We start from the raw sequence: 19,641 nt of genomic DNA, 5'->3' as shown, positions 1-19,641 counted from the left end.
TGGTTCGAAGCGGTAAAACCGCAATCTGGCGCTAATGTGCCACTATCGTGTTAACACGTCAAGAATAAACGTCAATCGGCAACCTCTCCGAACACCACCGCGGTCAACTTCAGCTCTTCCAAGCGATAACTGGCGTGCTCCGCATCGAGCGCGTAAATGTAGGTGGAAAACTTCCCGTCGGGCGTTTGAAATTCGATTGAGAAAAGCTTCCACCACACGCCCGAAACTTTAACCCTGTTGGCAAGATTCATGCCGCCATCCTCATATCCAAACACGCCTGGACGTAGTTATTCCCCGCGATGATCATTTCGCGCACTTTCAAACGAGTCAGGTCGAGCATATTTCCTACGCCTTGCATCGTCATCCCAGTGCAGTAGTAAAGCCTCATGCAATCTGCGGTGGACGGGTAGCGCTTCCACAGCGTTGCAACCGCCCCATCAATCATCAGCGCCTCATCATCGCTTATCGCGGCCGGCAGATTCTTGGTGATTTGCTCTACGTTGTCGCGCATCAAGGCGTAGAGCGGGGAAATACCATAGCCAGGGACGCCGGCACCCTGCCACACCCACCGGCCCCACTGGGTTAGAAGCTCTTCGGCGTCATAGTTCATGCTGCGTCCCCTTTGAGCTGTTTCAATCGGGCTTTGTAATCGGCCCGTATGGCCTTCAAATCGTCGATGGTGTAGCGCTGTGGTTCGTGTGGGCCTTCCAGCCAGTCAACTTTGTCCTGGCCGATACGCAGCACCAGGCTGATGCGGTAATTCACGATGTCGCCCGACTTGTGCTGATTGCACGGGACGCACTGCTTGTGGCAATTGAGTGGTTCGAACCGGAGCGCGGGATTGCTGCCCACCGTGCGGTAATGTCCGGCGTCGTACTTGCCGTCATGGTGGCGACCACAACTGATGCATGGCTGGCTGGCGTCCCTGGCGCGCACCCAGGCGTTAAACGCGGCCTGGGCCTCACGCATGTACTGCCCTTTCGGTTTAATGCGCTCCTTGGATGCTCGCAGCTCCTTGCGGCCTAACTCGGCAAGAGCCTTTCGAGCGGTTGCCTGCCCCTTTTCAGTCTTGCTGTGAGCAATGGCGCACTCAATCTCCCCACACACGGCTTGCGTGTCGCGGGTGCGCACGAACATCACCCGACAGCACGGGCAGCGCTTGCGGCGGGGGCCGCCGGACGTTAGCGGGGTTTTGCGTTGGAGTGGCGTGCGCTTCATGCGTAGCTCCCGATCTGGTCGGCAGCGCTCAATGCCGCCGCTTCTGATTCAAAGTGGGCGGACAGGACCAGGCGCCAGCAGGCGTTGAACACGTCGCGGTAAAGTGGTTCGAAGGCCGTATCGTCCATGGATGCCCAACTGATCGACTTGGCTTCCTTGCGCACGCCATCGGGAGTGCGCACCAGGTGGAAGTGACCGGCCTCAATCGTCACCCACTCACGGAAAGCCTCGCGGGACTTGTCCACGGCCGGGAATCGCTCGGCGCGCTCGGCTTCCAACTGGGCGATGTACGCAGCAACGGCGTCCGATAGCTGGCCCGGCTTTCCGCTGGCGGCCTCAAAGAACTTGGCCAGCCCAAGAATGCCGCGCATTTCCTGGCGTGGCACCAGGCCACCCACCGGTTCCCAGTATTCCCACGCCAGATCCAGCATCGAGAAGAACTTGCCGTGGAACTTGGCATTGCGCATACGGGTAAATTTGCCGTGGACTACCTGGCCAAGCTTCCACTTTTGGGTTACTTCACGGTCGGCCTCGGTGGCCGGCACCAGGCCCTGGGCGGTACGGATCAATGCAAGCTCAGCCATGTGTCGCTCCCTGTGATTGCAGTTGTTCAACCTGGCGCATCAGCTCGGCTCGGCGTTCAGCAAACTGCTGCTCGGCCTCGTCGCGGATTTTCTGTTTGCGGTCTGCATTGGCCTTGCGCATTGCCAGCATCGATTTCTTTACGCCCTGGAGCCTTTCGCTAACGTCCGGCGATGGCCGTGTAACGGTGCCAGTGATCAGCCCAGCCAGGGCGCGACCGTCTTCGGTGACGGGGGGAATGCGCAGGTCTGCCAGGTACTTCTGGCCGTGTTCGTGGGGGATGCGCTGCATCTGCACCGCCTTCTCGATGGCGATTGCGCGGCGGTTGGCGTCGTAGCCAATGGAAACGTGCCAGTTGACTGGCTTGGCGGCCTCACGGGCGTGGAGAACGAACCGCTCGTAGGCGTTGATGAACGTCATCCGGGCGCCGATCTTGTCGCCAGACTCCAAAACAGGCCGGGCGGCGGTCAGGGCCAACTGGATTTCATCGGTCATCACCACGGTTTCGAATTCGTCGTTGGCCATGACAGCGATAGACCACGCTTCGTCCTTGCCTGGGCGTCCGTCTTCGGCCTGAATACGCTGCATCACGGCGCCCAGCGTGAACTTGCCGGTCAGTTCACGGCGGCAGGATTGCAGGGCCTTGCGGATGTCCTGGGGCGGGAAAGCGGCCAAGTCTTCGGCCATCAGCCGGGCTGCGGTTGCGCTGATGGTCTGGCCCAAAGTTTCGGCGGTGGCACAGATGCCGGCGGCAAGCTCGGCGAGTGCTTCAGAGGAAAGCATTGCGTTTCTCCCCATCGAGAATCAGCCGGGCAGCTTCCTGCGCGGCGTTCATGTTGGCTTGGGTGTCTTCGATTTGACGGGCGGTACGGGAATTCATCTGGCGGCCGGTGGCCCACTGGGTGTGGTACGCCTCGGCCTTGGCGATCAGGTTGTTCAGGCTGTGGCAGTCGTTGACGATGCGGGAGTCGTTGATCGTCAGGTAGTACGCGGCCACGCTGTGGGCAACGTCGACGCCCAGGCGGTCAACCAGCTTGCCGAGCATTCCGCCGGCGGCTGCGTTCCACACCGGCCAGCACTGGTAACGCTTGCGGTAAGCCATGGCGTAGTTCGCCCAGGCCTTGAAGGTTTTGCAGGTCTGGTCTTTCGGGCCTGGCATGTCGGCGGGAATCTCGAGCCGTGGCCGCTGGCTGGCGAGCACCACGACTTGACCGGTCGCGGCCTGGGCGAGAGCCTGGGGCGCAATTGGTTCAATGACTGGTTCAATGACTGGTTCAAAAGAGTTACTGATTCTGGGTGCAACTCCTGCACTACCCCCTAGTGCAGCTGCTGCACTAGGGGGTGAATCTCCTGCACCACCCTGGTGAATCTCCTGCACTACCCCTGGTGCATCTGCTGCACCACCATCAAGCGTTAAAAAATAAACGTTCGACGAGTTTCCCTTTGGGCCACCCTTTCGTGTTTCTTTACGGAGAAGCCCGGAGTCGCACAGAGCTGCTATGTGATTCATGACAGAGCGCTTGCTGATTTCACACTGATCAGCAATGTGCTGGTAGGAGGGCCAGCATTCCCCAATATCGCTGGCATTATCAGCGAGCTTGAGCAGCACGAGCTTGCGCAGCGGATTGCCAACTCGGAGCTTCATCGCGGCGACCATAAGTCCCATGCTCATGCAGCACCTCCGGCGATAACGCGGAAATCTATTGTCTGAACGCCCTTCCAGCTATTGCAGGACATGCAAAGCGTTTGAAGATTTGCCATGGATGCCACACCGCCCTTGCTCTCGGGTATTACGTGATCAGCCCTCAGGCGTGCAGGGGCCGAACATCCGCAACGCAGGCAAACGCCTCCATCACGGGCAAATACTCTGGCTCGCAAACTGGCTGGAATTGGTTTCTTCTTCGTGCGACGCCGAGGGCGGACCACTGGTGGCTGATAAGGCGTGCTGCATCCGGCTCGATTCGGGTTCCACTCGCGTCCCTTCTCGGTGAGCCGGAAGCCCAAAGCGCACAAATCGATCAGGCCCGCATCACGCAAAGCAATCAAAAGGCGATAGGCCGTATCTGGCTTGTCGGTCAGTAGCGGCAATTCCTCGACGATCTTGGCTTTGCTCAGGGCGAAGAAATCCCCGCCGTCAGTCTTGACCTTGTTGGCCCAGCTCGGGCACTCGTAGACAAACGCGAACAGCAGCGCCTGTTGAGCGTTCAACCCCCACTCCAGCGCCTTAGCCTGATTGATCGTCACGGTGTACTGCATGGTCAGTCCCACCCGAGCGGGCCAGGCCGCTTGCGTTCTGCCTTGAGCCCTATTCGCGCCAAGGTCTCGACGGAAGACAGGTATTCGCTGGTGACCACCACGGCAGTCTGTGGAACGACGCGCAGGCCTAGGAACGAAAGGGCCTTGGCCCACTTCTCGTACTCACCGTCATTCCAGCGGGAAACAGTCGTCTCACTGGAACCGACCGCAAGTGCGAGCTGTTTCTGACCGCATGACGCAACTCGCTGCAAGATCAGCGTTTCCGTCTCCCGGGCCATTTCATCGGGCTCTTGGCTTAATGGGCTCGTGGACATAGTCAGGCCGCCGACTGATCTGGCTCAGGAAACGCCTGAGCCAAGTCACATGAGGCGCCCAGATCGTTCAATGCAGAAACGATCAAACGAGCATCAGAAAGGGATGGGGTTCGTTCGCCGCTCTCGTAGTTAGCGATGCGTGACTGCCCCCATTTCAGCTTGCGGTACAGGTCCGACTGGCGAATTCCAGCGGCTTCCCTGATTTCACGGATACGATTCATGGGCATAGGCTCCTGTGGATCTATGCTCAGGATAAACACATAACGTGATTAATACAAACACGATAAGTGAGAACACGCCATTACGCAGCGTGATTAAAATCACTGCCATGAACACACTCGGCTCAAGAATCAAGCATTACAGGAACATCAAAGGCCTTTCGCAGAGAGAGCTGGCGCTCGCCTGCGGCTGGAAATCTCAATCCCGCGTTGGAAACTATGAGAAGGACGCCCGCGAACCGAATCTTGACGACATCAAGAAGATTGCCGAGGTGCTAAAGGTGAATCGCAGCGATTTGCTGGCAGACGATGAGGTTCCACAAAAGAACGGTTCACCTAGCGAAAAGGAATACGCATTGATTCCCCAGTTCAAAGCCCGCGGCTCCTGTGGCGATGGCTATCTGAATGACCATGTCGAAGTCAGCGAGGGGCTGGTATTCAAGCGCGATTGGCTGGCCAGGATGAAGGCGAAGCCGGAGAACCTCAGGATCATTTATGCCGAAGGTGACAGCATGGAGCCGTATATCTTCGACGGCGATGTAGTGTTGCTTGATAGCTCAAGGACTGAGCCCCATGATCGACAATCCTATGTTGTGCTGCGCCCAGATGGAGGCGTAAGCATCAAGCGCCTTATTCAAAAGGTTGCCGGTGGCTGGCTCATCAGAAGCGACAATGCCGACAAATCGAAATACCCAGACGAACAGGTATCGCCTGATGCACTTCATGAATTACCAATTATCGGGCGCGTGATTTGGCGCGGCGGCGAGATGTGATGCGTCTGAATAACGACTCGGAAGCCTACAAGGCGCATGAGAAACACGCTTGGACACTCGCCTTATTGGTATTCGCTGCATTTGGCCTGGCGGTGTACTGGCTCGATGGATGGCTGAGTACAAAGCGAGGTGGGTGGGCAGATTTTGCTTATTTTATCTTGTACATAGCTTCGTTTTTCGCGGTCTTTGGCCTGTCTACCGTGAAGGACTGGTTTCTTGATCGCCTAACTCGTTCCAGAGGTAATCAGCATTGATTGAGTCAGTGATTGTTATCGGGTTATTTTGCCTAATTGTGCTTGGCACATCTCAGAAAATTGGTCACTCCGGAGCTGTTGGGATTTTCTTTGGAGTGATTGCAGTTCCTGCATTTGTCTCTATTATTTGGCGATCTGCATATGTATTTGGCTGGTGGACTCCAGCCATTTTCATTGGCATCTCGTTCATTATTGGCGGATTTGTAAAGTCAGCCCAGGAGTCTGGAAGGGGCCTGGCGATGTTAGTGCTCACTCAGCCCATAACAGGTTTTGTGGGGACGGCCTGCGCCGTCGGTGGGTGGTTCGTAAAGTGATATAGAGATTTGCCCGGCCTGATGCTGGGCGGCAACCAAAAATCAAACCGCCCTGTGCGGTTTTTTTTCGCCTTCAGAAAAATAAATCACGTTTTGTGTTTGACAGGATAAACACGATACGTGATTATTAATCACAGGTAACACGCCATGAACACTCAACACGGCGAAAGCCACCGCTCTTTAGCCCCACCCCTGCCGGATAACCACCGGCCCAGATTCAAGGTAGCGAGCCGAACACCTCAAGTTCGGTACAGGGGATGCCTCACCCCGTGGCCAGCAGCGTAGATGGCCCTAGATCAAAGAGTGCTGACGGATGGGATGCCATTGCATGGACTACATCGCGGTCAGCTGTCGGGATTTGAATCCCCCGAGAAAGAGAATACCGGCCCGCCTAGCGTGGGCCGGATGCTCTCCAGAAGGTTCCGACGAGAACCTTGTGGAAAGCATGGCTATACGATTACCGACGCTTTCCCAGCCCTGGAGCTCCACCGCTCACGAAGTGAACTTTTGTGAAAGGGGTTGAGCGGTCATCGCTGGAAGGCACGTAGGTTTCATCAAGATCTTTGGCGCATGCCGCGCACAAGCTTGGCGGATTGTCCCACGTGGAAAGCACGAAGAACGTCGTATTGCAACGCCAACAGATCTTCTTAAGCCACTCCTTGACCTTCTTTTTGGGCGAAGGAGCAGGCTTGGGAATTTTTGGCGCTTTCAGAGAGTGGTTTTTCTTATTTGATTCCTTCGCCTGCTTAATTGCGGCCTTGGCTGCTTTCCGGTTCAGTTTCTTTTTACTGGTATCGCGACCAATTTTGCGCAACTCAAAAATCTTGTTGAGCAGCGCAAACTCGCGCCTCAGCTCAGCCGTAAGGGAGTCCTCTTCTGAGCTTGGCTTTGGATTCGTAGGATCTTCCAATTCCATGGCATGAACCTCTTATTGATCTCCGGGAGATTATCAGCAGCCACTGGTTAGCGCCATGCAGCCTCTGGTAGCTGCCGTACTCCCTCATGTGAGTACGCGAAACCACGCTTCCAAACCGGAACAGCATCGAACACGAAATGTGCGACGCCGGTGAGAGACGACTCGGAAGTGTTGCGTGGTGGAGACAACAGATTTCCTCGATGGCCTTGGCGACAGGGTCATCCGGAAAATCAACGGAGTAGACGAAATGATCATCATCAAAGACGAGTTCACCGGTGGTGTACGGGTAAGCATGGAGATGGATAAGGACGCGGGCGAGCTGTTCGTTTTTTATTGCCCTGCTGGTCAGGGGTGCAAAGTCAGCAAGTGGCCGCTGGATAGCTATCACATGCCAATTGCGATGGCGCATTACGCGGAATGCTGTGAGCTGGAGACTGCATGACGGACCTTTTCGCTGATGCCCATCCAGAGCGGTGGGCATTGGGAAAATCACCGAGGGCAAGACCATGCCAAACCTAAACAGCCCCAACGGCTGCTACCAGCGCCACGGCTATACGGTTGAGCGAACGCCACGTAAGGGCGGCGCAGGCCACCACAGAGCGATCTACGACCAGAGCGGTCAGCTGGTTTTGAATCGTGCCGGATACGACGCAGAAATCCAGTTCTGCATTGAGCGCGGGCTGATGCTTAAAGAAGATCAGGCCCCGCTGCAGTCCGCGTAGCTGCCATTGGCAGCGCTTGAAACGGAATGCATGGACCTGAGCCACGACAGCCTGTCGTTAACTGCCCGAGGCCCTGGTACTCCCCAGCACCAGGCTGCATCGGGGTGTGATCGGAGCGTGCCCAAGTGGGCTGCAGCGCTAGGATCGCAAAGACCCGTGAATGTCCTGAGCCGGTATGAGCGAGACGGCCAACACTATAAACGCGGCGGGAACCAAGCAGGGGTAGCGCCCTGGTGTTCCGATCACACCCCGATGCGGACGAAACTGCGGCCTATAACCGCCCACCTGCATCACCGGCGAATAGCTCAACCCGCATTGCGCAGGGTCAGCGCCGACCTGGTATTGGCGAGCTACCTTGATCTGGCACAAGCGCCGTGACAGCCGGGAAAGACCGGCACCTACCCTTCCGCACCTCTATTACGTCAGCACTCCTCCCCCGCGCCCATCGGCAACCAGCGGGAGGAATGAGTGTTGAGCGAATACAGGTGAACCACAGAGGAAACGATATGGCGCTTCAGGTTGATGAGGTCGCTGTAACAGGCGGCTTCCGCATCATTGATACGGACCGCATCCAAGCCTACCAGGGCATTGCGATTGTGGTTCAGCGAGACGCGCACCCGGTGATTGCTGATTGCGAGATAACCCACGCAGAAGCGCTTGCCACCGCAAAGGCAATGGCCGCTGCACGTGATCTGCTGGAAAGCCTGACCAACTTGGTCGGCCTGGCCAAGCTCGGTGCAGCTCACCTCAGTAAGTACCACGCCGCCCTGGCTCATGCAGAAGCAGTAATTGCCAAAGCAACCGCCTAACCGGGTGAACCAACGAATGGAGAGAGTCATGGAACGAGAAGAAACAGGCGGCGCTGCGTTCCCGCAGTCCGGCTTTGGGCAATGGGCGCCAGAGTGTGGCATGACACTGCGAGATTACTTCGCAGCAGGCTTCGCAGCGGCTCAGGCGACCACTACCAGCGCTGACACAGGATTCATCATCCCTGAATACATCTACCCCAACGGTGAAGAGTCGGTGGCGCAGAAGATTGCTCGCACCTCTTACGCGCTGGCCGACGCCATGCTCGCCGCCCGTACCGCCTAACCCCAAACACTGGAGGTCGCCATGAGCGATTTCGGATATTCCGAGGGCGACGTGTGCGCCCGTGATGGCTGCCAAGGTGTGATCGAGCTGGAGCCAGTCAAGGATTGTAGCTGCCACATATCTGCACCGTGCTGGCGCCATGAGAGCGCCGACATGCACTGTCATGACTGTGCGTGGCGCGCCGCTGATGACCCGCTGTGCGTTCGTGATATCTCGTCCATCAGCATGGGCGGCCCGGTGCCATACATCCAAACAAAGCCTCGCGTGCTAGACCCCACCAAGATCGACTGGGTGGACAAGCTTTACACCAGCAGCTCGATGATTAAGGAGGGGGTTTTCCCTATTGGCACCGAGGTCAAGGAAGTCGAGGAAAAGGTGCGCGGAACGTTCGGCGGCAGGTTTGAGCACTTCAACAAAGACACCGGCCACTTCAAATACATCGCGTATACCGACTAACGCCACCCTGGAGGCGACCATGACTTACGAAGTAATAGTTGAAGGGTACGTCCTCCAGGTGGAGGTGACGTGGCTTGAGGAAGCTCTACCAACCGAGTACCGGAATGGCAGCCGGGAACTGACGTTCAACGTGCTGTCCGGGACCATGTACGACGCCGACGGCATTCCCATGGACGTGTGCCAACTGGAGCTTGCGGTGATTGCCGAGAGCAAGGAATACGTGCCAATGATCGAGAAGGCGCTGTGGCACGAGATTGACGCCCGTGCGCGCCGTAACCAGAGGTGGGCAGCATGAAAAGCTATCACAGTCGCGCTATTGAAATGATCCAGCACCAGATCACCCAAGTGTGCAAGTCGGTGTGCCCGGACGAAGATTTTTGCGAAGGCATGATCCAGGCGAACGTCGCCCAGGGCCATATCAGCACTGAGGAATCGGTTGAGCTGATGCAGCTCCTGGTCAATGCCGTATCGACCAGACGCCGCGAACTCCAACAGCACTGCGCTGCCCAGCGGCTTGCGGCCTACGAACTCCACTACGAGCGCGCATCATGACCATCATCGCCGGATCATTCAAAGGTATCGCCGAGGCCCTGAGAAATCAGGGTTTCTTGTTTCTGGTAGACGTGAAATGGATCGAGCAGCCTTGCAAGTGTGCGGGCCGCTGGACTTGCAAGGTGAGTTTATGAGCGATTACAGCGCATTAAAAACACAAGCAGAGGTTGCGCGCGATAACTGCGCGATCTGGTACGCGACAGATTCATTTTCGTTGCGCCATATGGATCTTGGCGACAGCGGGTTCGTTGCTGAGGCAGATCCTCGCACGGTACTTGCCCTGATCGCCGAGAACGAGGCGCTACGCGACGAAGTCGCCCGACTCAAAGAAGACAACCTTGCGCTTCTGGAAAACCCAGGTGACGCGCTATGACTAGTTACCAAAGAGCCGAGCGCTACTGCTCCTGGCGCGGGTCTGCCATAGCACTCGCATTCTTTACTTTCGTGATGTTGCTCGGCGCGCTCGCTGATCGAATTACTTCCTAAACACTTACGGCGCCCCTCTCCGGTGGCGCGGAGAGATAGTCATGTCCGATAAAAACAGTGCATGGAGCAAGAAAGACTTGTGGTCCCGCCGAAACAACAAATTCACCGTCGAGATCTCACGCCACACAGTTACGCCATCGACGATGGCCCCGTATGAGGGCGTCAACCGCTGGGCGGTGTATGCCTACATCTATCCAGAGCATCGCCTGTTCGAGAAATTCGACGGGGACAGCATGTTTCAAGACGCTGCGGCGTGCCTTCCATTACACAAAGGCCCTAGCTTTCTGCGAATTCACCGCAACGATAAGGGTGAAATCACCTGCTACCAAGTTGGCGCCGACTACAACCACGCATACGACGAACACTTCTCAGAATACGCAACCGAGCAGGACGCGTACCGGGTGTTTGCTGACGCCGACGAGCTTTACGCTCACCTGGAGGATTGATCATGTCCGATAAAAACATGCAGATCTGGAATAGCGTCGATAAGACCGACACTCGATTCACCAAAAAAGCCAAAGTCAACGGCCAGGACATCACCAGCCTGAGCGGCACTGCGATGGTAATGAAGGCTACCGAACTGTTCGGCCCGGTCGGCATCGGCTGGGGCTGGAAGATAATCGAGGAGCGCTTCGATGAAGGCCACGAAATCTACATTGGCGAAGGCGATAAGCGCTCCTGCATCGGTCGCGAGATCGGCCACACGCTGAAGATTGCTCTGTGGTTCACTCAGGACGGCCAGCGAGGCGAGATCGAGCAATACGGCTGCACACGGTACCAGTACAAGACCAGCTACGGCATGACCACCGATGGAGAGGCTCCGAAAAAGTCACTCACTGACGCAATCAAGAAGGCCTTGTCGATGCTCGGCTTCAGCGCTGACGTATTCCTTGGGCTGCACGATGACGCCGATTACATCAAGCAACTCAAGGAAGAAGAAGCGCTTTCGAGTGCGGACGACAAAGACGCTGAAATCAAGCGTCAGAAGGAAGAGCGTCTTGCCTGGCTAGAGTCGGCTATCGAGACAATTGGCAAGGCCGTCAAACAGCATGAGCTAAACCTGCTCAATGTGCAGTACATCCGCGAAGCGAATCGCCGAAACGAAACCGCGTTTATCAAGCGCATCACCAAGGCCTACGAAGATCGTAAGGCACAGCTTAATTCTCCCAAGGAGGCCGCAGCATGACTCAACTCTACGCACTGACCGGCAAGCTTGCCGAACTACAGGCCATGGCCGACACCGATGATGATGGCCTGAAAGAGGCTCTTCAGCATGCCATGGACGAAGTACAAGGCGACTTCAATGACAAGGCCGACAACATCGTCATGTTGCGCCGCAATATCGAAAGCGACGTGACAGCCATCGAAAACGAAATCGAGCGCTTGGCCGAGCTCAAGCGAATCAAGTCCAACAGCGTGTCGCAGATCAGCGACTACCTGCGCCGCAACATGGAAGCAGCCAACATCAAGTCGATCAAGCGCCCGCTCTTCACCATCACCCTGGCGATGGGAAGTGAACGGGTGGTCGTTGATAACGAAGACGCAGTTCCGGACGAATTGACCTCTGTGAAATCAAGCATCACGCCAGACAAAAAGGCCATCGCCGCCAAGTTCAAGGAAATCCGCGATCACAACGAGGCGGTGCGCAAGCGAATGGATGCCGGTGAGGACGCCGAACACGAACTGCTCGAAGAGCCCAAATGGGCGCACCTTGAGCGCGGTGATAGCTCGATACGGATCAAGTGAGGGCATCATGATCAGCAACCACCTCAGCCTGTTCGAGCAGCACCGCCAGGACGCATACTCGATATCGGAGCGCACGGCGGAGTTCTTGGCCGCTGGCGGGACAGTCGCGCAGTTGCCAAGCCCGCCACGCAAACCGCTGCCACCGCCCCGCTCCAACAAGATCGATCCCGAAACCATCCTCAAGCGCCGCAAGCCGCCCATTTCCCGGGCCGAGCGTCAGGCGCTGCGCAAACTTGCGGAGGCATTATGAGCAAACGCAAGGCGCACAACCTCAAAGCGCGCATTGACCGATCCTGCCGGTCGCTGCTGGCCGCCAACCACGTCGCAGTGGTGAACATCGACCCCAGCGGCCGCCAGGGCATGATCAATTACAAGTCGCTCAAGAACATCGCACCTGGGAAGATTGGCCAGGCTGTGTGCGGTATCCCCCACCGCTGGACGATCTACCTCAGCGCCCTCTGCATCGACGCCCGCGGCGACCGGTACAGCAAGTCGGTTGAGGTGGCACCCGACGGCGTCTATCTCTCCGACCACCTCGAGGACGTAATCGAGCATTGCTACAAGAAGCTGCGCGACGAGGCCAATCAAAGCCAGATGGTGGCTTCGGGCTGGATCGCCATCCCTGAAGCGATATCGCTGGACGAGGCGCACGCCGCGCGGATCTTCGAAGCGGTCGGCGCCTGGCACCAGGTGAAGGTCGATTCATGCGCCGCATAGCCCGCACCCAGCAACGCAAACGTCAAACCTGGCTCGCACTGCCGGCCAGCGGAATAGAAGAGGTAGGCCATGGCAGCCGAACAGAAGGAACGCACGGCCAAGCTTGCCGAAAAGCGGCAGGAACTGGGCGAGCAGGAATTGCGGCACACGGTGCCATACGGCGCCCGGAAGATGCTCGACGAGTTGATGCTTTGGCATGAGGTCGAAGAGGTCAGCGAGGCAGTGCAACTGCTTGTGCTGAATGGTCGGGCCGAGGATCTGCCGCCGGCACCGCCGAAAGTCAAAGGGCCGTCCGACATCATCCGCCACTACTTCCGCCAGGGCATGCGTGACCGGCTGGCAGCGCTCACCGCCGAACTGGGCGAGAGCAAGGACCGCACGACCATCTACCGTTTGATCGCTCACGCACACTCGCTGGGCCGTGAAGCATCTTCCCGAATGCTCGAAATTAAGCGCCACGGTTTAACCATATCTGAAAACGTGGCGCGCAAATTACGGCAAGCAGGCTTTGCCGAATCGCTACAGATGAGCGCCGAAGACGACGGCGACGAATAACCCACCCTACTCGCTGCATCCGGTAACCGGAGGGCGGCGCCTGATTAAGGAACACCCATGAAAGCCAAGAACATTTCCATTGAGGCTGACGGCCTCAAGCTCAAAGGCCCGGCAGATCGTATGATTCAGCTGATTGCTGCAAGCATGCTTTCACAAGCACTGCCACCGGCGGCGAACGTTCAACCGGCAGTGCACACCGCCGCCCCTGAAATCGGCCAACCATGGCCAGGCCAAGGCGGCCTGAATGGCGGCTTCGTTCATGCCCGCGACGACGTACCAGCGCACTACCTGATCATCGCTGAAAAGGACGTTGGCAGCCTTGAGTGGGGCGCCCGTGGGGTCGAGGTGAAGGGCCTCAGCAAGACTGATGGCCTCACCAACACCCAGGTGCTGATCGGCAACGATGAAGAGCGTCAGTATCCAGCCGCCAACGCATGCGCCGAATACCAGGCCGATGGTCATCACGACTTCTACCTGCCGGCCGCCGCCGAGCTGTACCACTGCTGGGTGAACTGCCCCGAGGTGTTCGCCCAGGACTGCTACTACTGGTCGAGTTCGCAGCGCTCAGCCTACAGCGCATTCTTCATGTACTTCGTTGATGGCTATCAGTTCAGCAGCGCCAAGAGCTTCGAGCTCCGTGTCCGCCCCGTCCGCAGATTCTTTATTTAATCCTTCATCCATTCGTTCTTGATCCGGCACACCAGGGCGCACAGCGCCTTTTTTGTTGCCTTCGAAAAGAGGAAGCACCATGTCCGCAGTTGAGAAAGCAGCACCAGCAGTAACCACACCGGCAATCGGCCAGGCCTACGGCGGCGGCTTCGTCACCGGCATTACCCGCGACCCAACCACCGGCAAGCGCTCCCTGCACATCAGCTCCGGCGCAGCGCATGAGCTGGTCGGCAAGTGGGGCGAGTACGGTGAAAAGATCGAGGGCGCCGACAGCTTCACCGACAGCCTGGCCAACACCCAGGACATGGCGGCGGCGAGCAGCGAGCTGGCAGCGAAGGTGCTTGCCCTGAGCATTGGCGGTTACAACGACTGGGCGATCCCGGCGCGCGATGTGCAGGAGCTGCAGTACCGCCACTTCAAGCCGAACACCGAAGAGAACTGGGCGAACTCGCGCAATGGCGACAACCCAAACAGCGAGCCTGTAGGCCTGCTGTACAGCGAAGAAGACCCGGTGCAGACAATCCACGCCGCATTCCAGGAAGACGGTCCTGAAGCGTTCCGAGACACCTGGTACTGGTCATCCTCGCAGCGCTCAGCCTACACCGCATTCTTCATGGTCTTCGGTGATGGCAGTCAGTTCAACAGCGCCAAGTGCTACGAGCTCCGTGTCCGCCCCGTCCGCAGCGAGCTTATTGATTAATTCGCTTATTTAATCCGGCCGCTTGCGGCCGGTTGCTCTTGGAGAGCGAGCCACATGGCAATGCATACGGAACTTGCGATCTACAAGGCTTCGATGGGGCTGCTGCATATGGCCACAACGATGACCCGGAACATCCCCCGCGACCTGAAGCAGTCACTCGGCAAGCGAGTGATCGACGAATGCATCGAAGTCCTGATGCTAATTGCTCGTGCCAATGCCACCCAGGACAAGCGGCCACACTTGACCCTGCTGGTCGAGAAGGTCCAGGTGGTCGAGTTCCTGATGCGACTCTTCAAAGACAACCGCTTCATCAGCATCCCGCAACACGCCCAGGCAATTGAGGTAACGGCCTCAATAGGCAAGCAAGCAAACGCCTGGAAACGCTCTACCCCAACCGCGCCCGCTACCTGAAGGTTACGGCTTTCTGGTCTGTGCGAATTGAATCTGGTCGTGCCGCTGACCTGAATGGTCACCGCCATGCGCACAAGGGATACCGACGGTCTAAAGCGTCCGTGCAGGTCTCGCGCAGTTTCCTTGCTGATCGGCTATGCCTTCGGCTCGGTGACGTAGATAGCACGATAGGTCGCAGCGCTCCGCCAACAACGCTTATATTCACTATTTCCACCGAGGGTCTGTACCGATGGCAAAGTTTGAACCGGGCGAAACATTCGGGCGACTCACCGTTACCCGCTGGGATAGCGCTTCATCCGTTCAGTGCATCTGCTCATGCGGTACAGCATTCGTAGGGGTTGCGGGAAATATGCGCTCCGGCGCAACGCAAAGCTGCGGCTGTATCCGGAAAGAGAAAAACAATCACGTCACCCACGGGCATACCGGAAGCCTGGCGCACAAGCGATGGCGATCAATGCGTGCCAGGTGCCTGAATAAGAACGCCAGCAACTACCCGCAGTATGGTGGATCCGGAATCGGCATATGCGAAGAGTGGGATGACTTTGAGCGCTTCCTTGCGGACATGGGTGAATGCCCAGGGGAAGGATTCACGCTGGACCGCGAGGATGGAAACAAAGGTTATTCGCCCGGCAACTGCCGCTGGGCAACAAGAGTTCAGCAGGCCCGCAATCAGTCCACCAATAAGTTGATCACCTTCCGCGGCGAAGCGCTTGGTTTGAGTGAGTGGGCCGAGAAGCTTGGAATCAAGTCTCAGACCATACAAAACCGGCTCCGCAAGGGCTGGACGATTGATGAGGCGCTTGGCACGACTGGTGATGCCAGAGCTTTCCGAAAGAGTCGCGCCGAATAATCCCGCCAACAGCTACTTCGGCCTGCTCAGTCAGGCCAGCCACAGCCACACGGACCGGGCAGCGCTCGCCCGCGTCGTGCTGAAGCGCGGCAACACCGTCAACGCGGCGCTGACCAAAACCTACCAACGCAGGAGTTCAAATGAATGAGCTGGCTCTTTTCGCAGGCTCTGGTGGCGGAATACTCGGCGGCCACCTGCTCGGGTGGCGCACCGTCTGCGCCGTTGAGCGTGATGCCTACTCCGCACAAGTTCTGGCGCAACGACAAAACGATGGAGCACTCGCAACTTTCCCGATTTGGTCTGACGTGTGCAGTTTTGACGGAAGGCCATGGCGTGGCCTTGTTGACGTGGTTTCTGGCGGATTCCCGTGTCAGGACATATCAGCTGCCGGGAATGGCGACGGCATCGATGGTGCCCGCTCAGGCCTCTGGCGTGAAATGGCGCGAGTCGTCGGCGAGGTACGACCTCGATTCGTCTACGTGGAAAACTCACCTCTGCTTGTGGGAAGAGGACTTGCACTGGTCCTCGGTGACCTTGCCGAAATGGGGTATGACGCGCAGTGGTGCATTGTTTCAGCATCCGACTGCGGAGCGCCCCATCAGCGTGACCGCATCTGGATTGTGGCAAACGATAGTCGCGGACGATGCAGTGAGCCGGCCGGGCGGAAAGTGGAACAGTCGGGGCGAGCCGAAGTTGTCAGCCGAGGTAATGCTCTGGCCGACGCCGACGGTGCACGGCAACCACAACCAGCCGGGCAGCAGCAAGAATGCCGGCTGGGGCCTGAGCAGTGCAGTGAAACAATGGCCAACGCCAACGGCAACACTGGCCACGAAGGGCGACAGGGTGACGCCGCGCAAGAGCCGGGAAGGCGGAACACTGATCGAAGCGGTATCCGCCCGGTCCTGGCCGACGCCGTGCGCGAGCGCGAGCGCGAGCGCGAGCGCGAGCAAAGGATCGTCACCGGCGAGTCTGATACGCAAGTCCGGAAAGAGCCGCGTAAACGACCGGATCGACCATGCAGTGATGGCTTCAGACGGTGGCCAGCTGAACCCGGAATGGGTCGAGTGGCTGATGGGGTGGCCCATCGGGTGGACAGAATTAAAGCCCTTGGCAATGGACAAGTTCCGCGAGTGGCAGCAACAGCATTCCCCCTGCTCTCGATCGACAACGACTGACGCCGCATAACTCCCCCACTCCACCGCCCGGGCATGGCCCGGCAAGGACTCCCCATGCCTACAGAAAACAAACTCACCCTAAAGCAACAGCGAGCCGAGCAGGTCAACCACGTGATCCGGATCATCGGCACCCACGGCCGTCGCTTCTTCTTCAACCAGGTCGCTGATCGATACGCCAGCATGGAAGTGGATCAGCGCGGCAAGGTCTGGTTCATCGACGACTACAGCGCCCGTCGAATCTTTACGCACAAAACAACTTGGGGCGGTCGGTGGCGTGGATTCAGCCATGGCGGCACGCTTCGGTCGCTCGTCGAAGGGTTCCGGGATTACATCCGCACCGGGGAGCCAATGCACCCTGGTTACCTCGGCCCTGAGCGGTTCGGCGACAGCAACATCTGGGGTTACGACGCGGAAGGCATGAAGGCGGTACGCGAACAGGCCGGCGCCCTACCAGTGTTTCGCCAGCCAATCGCGGAGGCAGCATGAAGCGCATCTACCTCAGCGGCCCCATGAGCGGCCTGCCCGGCCTCAACTTCCCCACCTTCCACAGCATGACCGCCAGCCTCCGCGCCAGCGGCCACACAGTCACCAACCCCGCCGAGATCAACCCAGAAGGCGGCACCTGGACCGACTGTATGCGCCGCGACATTGCCGCCCTGATGGACTGTGACACCGTGGCCACCCTGCCCGGCTGGGAGAATTCAAAGGGCGCAAAGCTGGAAGTGCTGATCGCCGAGAAGCTCGGCATGACCGTTGTGGATGCCCATGATCTGGTAACGAGGGAGGCTGTATGAGCCACAACCAAACGATTGACGGCGTGCCGGGCGAGCAAATGGCATGCATGCCGGTGGATCGCAGCTACGACGTACGGGCGAAAATGATCATTGCCTTCAACGAGGCCAGGAAGGCTGGCGGCGATTTGGATGACGCGCTCGACGCTGCATATAAATCAGCCTTGCGCTTCTCGCCCAACCCTCTGGCGGCCGAACAGCCCGATCGCTCACCAGAGGCCTATGCCATCGAGCATGCCGAGTACATGGCCAAGTCAGCCGATGATGTGCTGGCGAAGTTCCAGGCATACGGCCTGGCCCTTCTGGCCGTTGATGAGGGCGGCGACGATGGCGAAGGTGAGCTGTTCGAAGCGATCGACTCCGCTCGCGGTGACCTGCAGGAAGCTCTCGTAGATCTGCGCAGCATGGTTTACGAATTTCGCAAACGTGCCGCCAAATCCCGATAGGAGTACATCCGTACTCTTTTGACAAAAGCCGCATTCGCGGCCATGGAGATACCATGCCCGAAGAAATATGGAAGGTGGTGCCCGGCCATGAGCGCTATGAAGTGAGTGACGCCGGAAATGTTAGGTCGGCAGGTCGTTATGATCATTTGGGAAAGTGGCGAGAGCCAAGGCTGATGACCAAAAGGCGCGACAAGGACGGCTATCTATCTGTGATCCTGGCGGGTAAAGACATGCGAGTCCACCGGGCAGTTGCCCTGACATTCCTTGGTCCCTCCTTGCTTCCCCATGTCAATCACCGAAACGGAATAAAATCCGACAATAGCCTGGCCAACCTTGAGTGGTGCTCCATCAGCGACAACGTCAGGCACGCCATTGATACCGGCCTGATCGTGTACGGAAAAGACTTGAACGCCAGAAGATCAAAAGGCTGGATTCAGGCAGAGAAGTCGGGCTTCGGTCTGATGCTGCGAGGCAGGCAAGACCTGATCGCCGCTGGAATGAACCCTTCGACTGTCACCTCTTGCCTCAAGGGCAGGCGCAACACGCACCGCGGCTTCACGATCACCCGCGTCTCCCCGCAAAACCTGTAACCCCTCCCCCTTCAAAGTCAGCCGCTATAGCGGCAAGGAACCGGCATGCCTGAAAAAAACGAATCAAGCCTGCGCCAGCGCATCACCACATACATGAGCGGCGTTGGCGGCTCCCGGGATAACTGGTTCTGCACCTGGTGGTTCCGGTTCCACATCGAGCCGTTCACCACCAAGCAGGTCCGCCGCGAACTGGAGTTGATGAAGCGCGATGGCCTGGTCGAGTCGGATCACAGCCAGAGCAACAACACCAAGTGGCGTCTGACCAAATACAAACCTGACGGGGTGACGCCATGAAGACGCATTTTTTTGCAGGGCCTGGGGCGGACGACATCGAGCGGGCGCCTTGCGGAACCTGGCTAGGCGAGGGATCGGGGCTTTCTGGAATGTGGGAACGAGTGGATTGTCACCGCTGCCAGGCTCTCAAAGAAAAAATCATTGATACAGCCGCGACCGAAGAGCGCGCCATTGTCGAGCAGATGGGCGACATGGCGGCATTCATGCGGGCGGAAGACGGAAAGCAAGAGGTGACGCCATGATCGCCACCCCGCAAAAAGTTCCAGACGCCGGAACCGGCATGTTGCCTATTCGACTGCAGAAGCACGGCGCGCCGGGCGAGGTGTATCCATGCCCGACTCATTCCGGCGATAGCTGCTCCTACTGCGGTGGCACCGGCATGCGCGCCATCTGCAACAAGACGGATTGCCATGAGCATGGGTGTCAGGGTGGTGGTTGCTCGCGAACTGCCGAGGACTATCGAATCCAACAACTGCGCAAGTCCAGAGCGGAGACAAAGCGATGATCGCCACCCTCTGGTTCGCCTACGTCTTCATCTACAAGG

At 58.0% G+C, this 19,641-nt stretch carries 37 protein-coding genes and 2 pseudogenes; 28 read left to right on the top strand and 11 right to left on the bottom strand.

What is annotated here, in order from left to right; all coding sequences use genetic code 11:
* Window positions 1-71: 71 nt before the first annotated feature.
* The 10 genes and pseudogenes from CLM72_RS04275 to CLM72_RS04235 form a co-directional block, all read right to left on the bottom strand.
* A complete protein-coding gene (locus CLM72_RS04275; protein ID WP_105225728.1) occupies window positions 72-251 on the bottom strand; it encodes a hypothetical protein in 180 nt (59 codons plus the stop codon).
* Window positions 248-610: an antiterminator Q family protein gene (locus tag CLM72_RS04270; RefSeq protein ID WP_105225727.1), complete on the bottom strand. Its 363-nt coding sequence runs from the start codon at window positions 608-610 to the stop codon at window positions 248-250. Before CLM72_RS04270 ends, CLM72_RS04275 begins: the two co-directional genes overlap by 4 nt.
* Window positions 607-1,218: a recombination protein NinG gene (locus CLM72_RS04265; protein ID WP_105225726.1), complete on the bottom strand. Its 612-nt coding sequence runs from the start codon at window positions 1,216-1,218 to the stop codon at window positions 607-609. Before CLM72_RS04265 ends, CLM72_RS04270 begins: the two co-directional genes overlap by 4 nt.
* Entirely contained in the window at window positions 1,215-1,802 is a 588-nt protein-coding gene (locus CLM72_RS04260; protein WP_073844301.1) for a DUF1367 family protein, read from the bottom strand. The genes CLM72_RS04265 and CLM72_RS04260 overlap by 4 nt, the downstream gene beginning before the upstream one ends.
* Window positions 1,795-2,583, bottom strand: coding sequence for a hypothetical protein (locus CLM72_RS04255; protein WP_105225725.1), 789 nt, complete (start codon window positions 2,581-2,583; stop codon window positions 1,795-1,797). The genes CLM72_RS04260 and CLM72_RS04255 overlap by 8 nt, the downstream gene beginning before the upstream one ends.
* A complete protein-coding gene (locus tag CLM72_RS04250; RefSeq protein ID WP_105225724.1) occupies window positions 2,570-3,472 on the bottom strand; it encodes a helix-turn-helix domain-containing protein in 903 nt (300 codons plus the stop codon). The genes CLM72_RS04255 and CLM72_RS04250 overlap by 14 nt, the downstream gene beginning before the upstream one ends.
* Window positions 3,469-3,678, bottom strand: coding sequence for an HNH endonuclease (locus CLM72_RS29160; protein WP_371920469.1), 210 nt, complete (start codon window positions 3,676-3,678; stop codon window positions 3,469-3,471). The genes CLM72_RS04250 and CLM72_RS29160 overlap by 4 nt, the downstream gene beginning before the upstream one ends.
* A gap of 9 nt (window positions 3,679-3,687) precedes the next feature.
* Window positions 3,688-4,056 (bottom strand): annotated as a pseudogene (locus CLM72_RS29155) (phage replication protein); the annotation flags it as partial.
* A gap of 2 nt (window positions 4,057-4,058) precedes the next feature.
* Complete coding sequence (locus tag CLM72_RS04240; protein ID WP_254989438.1) at window positions 4,059-4,334, bottom strand: CII family transcriptional regulator; 276 nt, start codon at window positions 4,332-4,334, stop codon at window positions 4,059-4,061.
* Window positions 4,335-4,372: 38 nt separating this feature from the next.
* Window positions 4,373-4,591, bottom strand: a complete 219-nt coding sequence (locus CLM72_RS04235; protein ID WP_105225722.1) for a helix-turn-helix transcriptional regulator — start codon at window positions 4,589-4,591, stop codon at window positions 4,373-4,375.
* A gap of 44 nt (window positions 4,592-4,635) precedes the next feature.
* Here CLM72_RS04235 and CLM72_RS04230 point away from each other — a divergent pair, with 44 nt between their 5' ends.
* A complete protein-coding gene (locus CLM72_RS04230) occupies window positions 4,636-5,361 on the top strand; it encodes a LexA family transcriptional regulator (RefSeq protein WP_256595277.1) in 726 nt (241 codons plus the stop codon).
* A gap of 1,025 nt (window positions 5,362-6,386) precedes the next feature.
* Here the strand turns inward: CLM72_RS04230 and CLM72_RS04220 are convergent.
* A complete protein-coding gene (locus tag CLM72_RS04220; protein WP_105225720.1) occupies window positions 6,387-6,845 on the bottom strand; it encodes a hypothetical protein in 459 nt (152 codons plus the stop codon).
* Window positions 6,846-7,092: 247 nt separating this feature from the next.
* Here CLM72_RS04220 and CLM72_RS04215 point away from each other — a divergent pair, with 247 nt between their 5' ends.
* The 27 genes and pseudogenes from CLM72_RS04215 to CLM72_RS28670 all read left to right on the top strand — a co-directional run bounded on the left by CLM72_RS04215 (window position 7,093) and on the right by CLM72_RS28670 (window position 19,602).
* Window positions 7,093-7,287 (top strand): hypothetical protein, encoded by a 195-nt coding sequence (locus CLM72_RS04215; protein ID WP_105229074.1) that lies wholly within the window; start codon window positions 7,093-7,095, stop codon window positions 7,285-7,287.
* Between the two features lie 64 nt (window positions 7,288-7,351).
* Window positions 7,352-7,567, top strand: a complete 216-nt coding sequence (locus tag CLM72_RS04210) for a hypothetical protein (protein ID WP_218275508.1) — start codon at window positions 7,352-7,354, stop codon at window positions 7,565-7,567.
* Window positions 7,568-8,073: 506 nt separating this feature from the next.
* Entirely contained in the window at window positions 8,074-8,376 is a 303-nt protein-coding gene (locus CLM72_RS04205) for a hypothetical protein (protein ID WP_105225719.1), read from the top strand.
* Between the two features lie 28 nt (window positions 8,377-8,404).
* Complete coding sequence (locus tag CLM72_RS04200) at window positions 8,405-8,659, top strand: hypothetical protein (protein WP_105225718.1); 255 nt, start codon at window positions 8,405-8,407, stop codon at window positions 8,657-8,659.
* A gap of 21 nt (window positions 8,660-8,680) precedes the next feature.
* On the top strand, window positions 8,681-9,115 hold the full coding sequence (locus tag CLM72_RS04195; protein WP_105225717.1) for a hypothetical protein: 435 nt from the start codon (window positions 8,681-8,683) through the stop codon (window positions 9,113-9,115).
* 19 nt (window positions 9,116-9,134) lie between these two features.
* Complete coding sequence (locus CLM72_RS04190) at window positions 9,135-9,410, top strand: hypothetical protein (RefSeq protein ID WP_105225716.1); 276 nt, start codon at window positions 9,135-9,137, stop codon at window positions 9,408-9,410.
* Window positions 9,407-9,667, top strand: coding sequence for a hypothetical protein (locus CLM72_RS04185; protein WP_105225715.1), 261 nt, complete (start codon window positions 9,407-9,409; stop codon window positions 9,665-9,667). The genes CLM72_RS04190 and CLM72_RS04185 overlap by 4 nt, the downstream gene beginning before the upstream one ends.
* Before the next feature lie 130 nt (window positions 9,668-9,797).
* Window positions 9,798-10,040: a hypothetical protein gene (locus CLM72_RS04180; RefSeq protein ID WP_105225714.1), complete on the top strand. Its 243-nt coding sequence runs from the start codon at window positions 9,798-9,800 to the stop codon at window positions 10,038-10,040.
* Between the two features lie 154 nt (window positions 10,041-10,194).
* Window positions 10,195-10,599 (top strand): hypothetical protein, encoded by a 405-nt coding sequence (locus CLM72_RS04175; protein WP_105225713.1) that lies wholly within the window; start codon window positions 10,195-10,197, stop codon window positions 10,597-10,599.
* A gap of 2 nt (window positions 10,600-10,601) precedes the next feature.
* Window positions 10,602-11,339 carry a hypothetical protein gene (locus CLM72_RS04170; protein WP_105225712.1) on the top strand — a complete coding sequence of 246 codons (738 nt, stop codon included), beginning with the start codon at window positions 10,602-10,604 and terminating at the stop codon, window positions 11,337-11,339.
* A complete protein-coding gene (locus CLM72_RS04165; RefSeq protein WP_105225711.1) occupies window positions 11,336-11,899 on the top strand; it encodes a siphovirus Gp157 family protein in 564 nt (187 codons plus the stop codon). Before CLM72_RS04170 ends, CLM72_RS04165 begins: the two co-directional genes overlap by 4 nt.
* Window positions 11,900-11,906: 7 nt before the next feature.
* The gene (locus tag CLM72_RS04160; RefSeq protein WP_105225710.1) at window positions 11,907-12,149 is read left to right on the top strand and encodes a hypothetical protein; all 243 of its coding nucleotides are present in this window, start codon (window positions 11,907-11,909) and stop codon (window positions 12,147-12,149) included.
* Window positions 12,146-12,616 carry a hypothetical protein gene (locus CLM72_RS04155; RefSeq protein ID WP_105225709.1) on the top strand — a complete coding sequence of 157 codons (471 nt, stop codon included), beginning with the start codon at window positions 12,146-12,148 and terminating at the stop codon, window positions 12,614-12,616. Before CLM72_RS04160 ends, CLM72_RS04155 begins: the two co-directional genes overlap by 4 nt.
* A 69-nt stretch (window positions 12,617-12,685) precedes the next feature.
* On the top strand, window positions 12,686-13,171 hold the full coding sequence (locus CLM72_RS04150) for a hypothetical protein (RefSeq protein ID WP_105225708.1): 486 nt from the start codon (window positions 12,686-12,688) through the stop codon (window positions 13,169-13,171).
* 57 nt (window positions 13,172-13,228) lie between these two features.
* The gene (locus CLM72_RS04145; RefSeq protein ID WP_105225707.1) at window positions 13,229-13,840 is read left to right on the top strand and encodes a DUF1566 domain-containing protein; all 612 of its coding nucleotides are present in this window, start codon (window positions 13,229-13,231) and stop codon (window positions 13,838-13,840) included.
* Between the two features lie 79 nt (window positions 13,841-13,919).
* A complete protein-coding gene (locus tag CLM72_RS04140; protein ID WP_105225706.1) occupies window positions 13,920-14,540 on the top strand; it encodes a DUF1566 domain-containing protein in 621 nt (206 codons plus the stop codon).
* A 54-nt stretch (window positions 14,541-14,594) separates the two neighbouring features.
* Entirely contained in the window at window positions 14,595-14,951 is a 357-nt protein-coding gene (locus CLM72_RS04135) for a four helix bundle protein (protein ID WP_092235990.1), read from the top strand.
* 229 nt (window positions 14,952-15,180) lie between these two features.
* Entirely contained in the window at window positions 15,181-15,801 is a 621-nt protein-coding gene (locus CLM72_RS28675) for a hypothetical protein (protein WP_146120432.1), read from the top strand.
* Between the two features lie 4 nt (window positions 15,802-15,805).
* A pseudogene (locus CLM72_RS04125) lies at window positions 15,806-15,949 on the top strand (reverse transcriptase); the annotation flags it as partial.
* On the top strand, window positions 15,942-16,976 hold the full coding sequence (locus tag CLM72_RS04120) for a DNA cytosine methyltransferase (protein WP_105225704.1): 1,035 nt from the start codon (window positions 15,942-15,944) through the stop codon (window positions 16,974-16,976). The pseudogene CLM72_RS04125 and the gene CLM72_RS04120, both read left to right, overlap by 8 nt.
* Before the next feature lie 54 nt (window positions 16,977-17,030).
* Window positions 17,031-17,462, top strand: a complete 432-nt coding sequence (locus CLM72_RS04115; protein WP_060764333.1) for a hypothetical protein — start codon at window positions 17,031-17,033, stop codon at window positions 17,460-17,462.
* Window positions 17,459-17,770, top strand: coding sequence for a DUF4406 domain-containing protein (locus CLM72_RS04110; protein ID WP_073842580.1), 312 nt, complete (start codon window positions 17,459-17,461; stop codon window positions 17,768-17,770). Before CLM72_RS04115 ends, CLM72_RS04110 begins: the two co-directional genes overlap by 4 nt.
* A complete protein-coding gene (locus CLM72_RS04105) occupies window positions 17,767-18,213 on the top strand; it encodes a hypothetical protein (protein ID WP_105225703.1) in 447 nt (148 codons plus the stop codon). Before CLM72_RS04110 ends, CLM72_RS04105 begins: the two co-directional genes overlap by 4 nt.
* Window positions 18,214-18,266: 53 nt before the next feature.
* Entirely contained in the window at window positions 18,267-18,803 is a 537-nt protein-coding gene (locus CLM72_RS04100) for an NUMOD4 domain-containing protein (RefSeq protein ID WP_105225702.1), read from the top strand.
* 45 nt (window positions 18,804-18,848) lie between these two features.
* A complete protein-coding gene (locus tag CLM72_RS04095) occupies window positions 18,849-19,097 on the top strand; it encodes a hypothetical protein (RefSeq protein WP_105225701.1) in 249 nt (82 codons plus the stop codon).
* Entirely contained in the window at window positions 19,094-19,339 is a 246-nt protein-coding gene (locus CLM72_RS04090) for a hypothetical protein (protein ID WP_105225700.1), read from the top strand. The genes CLM72_RS04095 and CLM72_RS04090 overlap by 4 nt, the downstream gene beginning before the upstream one ends.
* Window positions 19,336-19,602 carry a hypothetical protein gene (locus CLM72_RS28670; protein ID WP_146120433.1) on the top strand — a complete coding sequence of 89 codons (267 nt, stop codon included), beginning with the start codon at window positions 19,336-19,338 and terminating at the stop codon, window positions 19,600-19,602. The genes CLM72_RS04090 and CLM72_RS28670 overlap by 4 nt, the downstream gene beginning before the upstream one ends.
* The last annotated feature ends 39 nt before the right edge of the window (window positions 19,603-19,641 follow it).

The organism is Pseudomonas sp. MYb193 (genome assembly GCF_002966775.1).
Lineage (GTDB): Bacteria > Pseudomonadota > Gammaproteobacteria > Pseudomonadales > Pseudomonadaceae > Aquipseudomonas > Aquipseudomonas paracarnis.
This window is presented reverse-complemented; position numbering and strand designations above follow the sequence as displayed.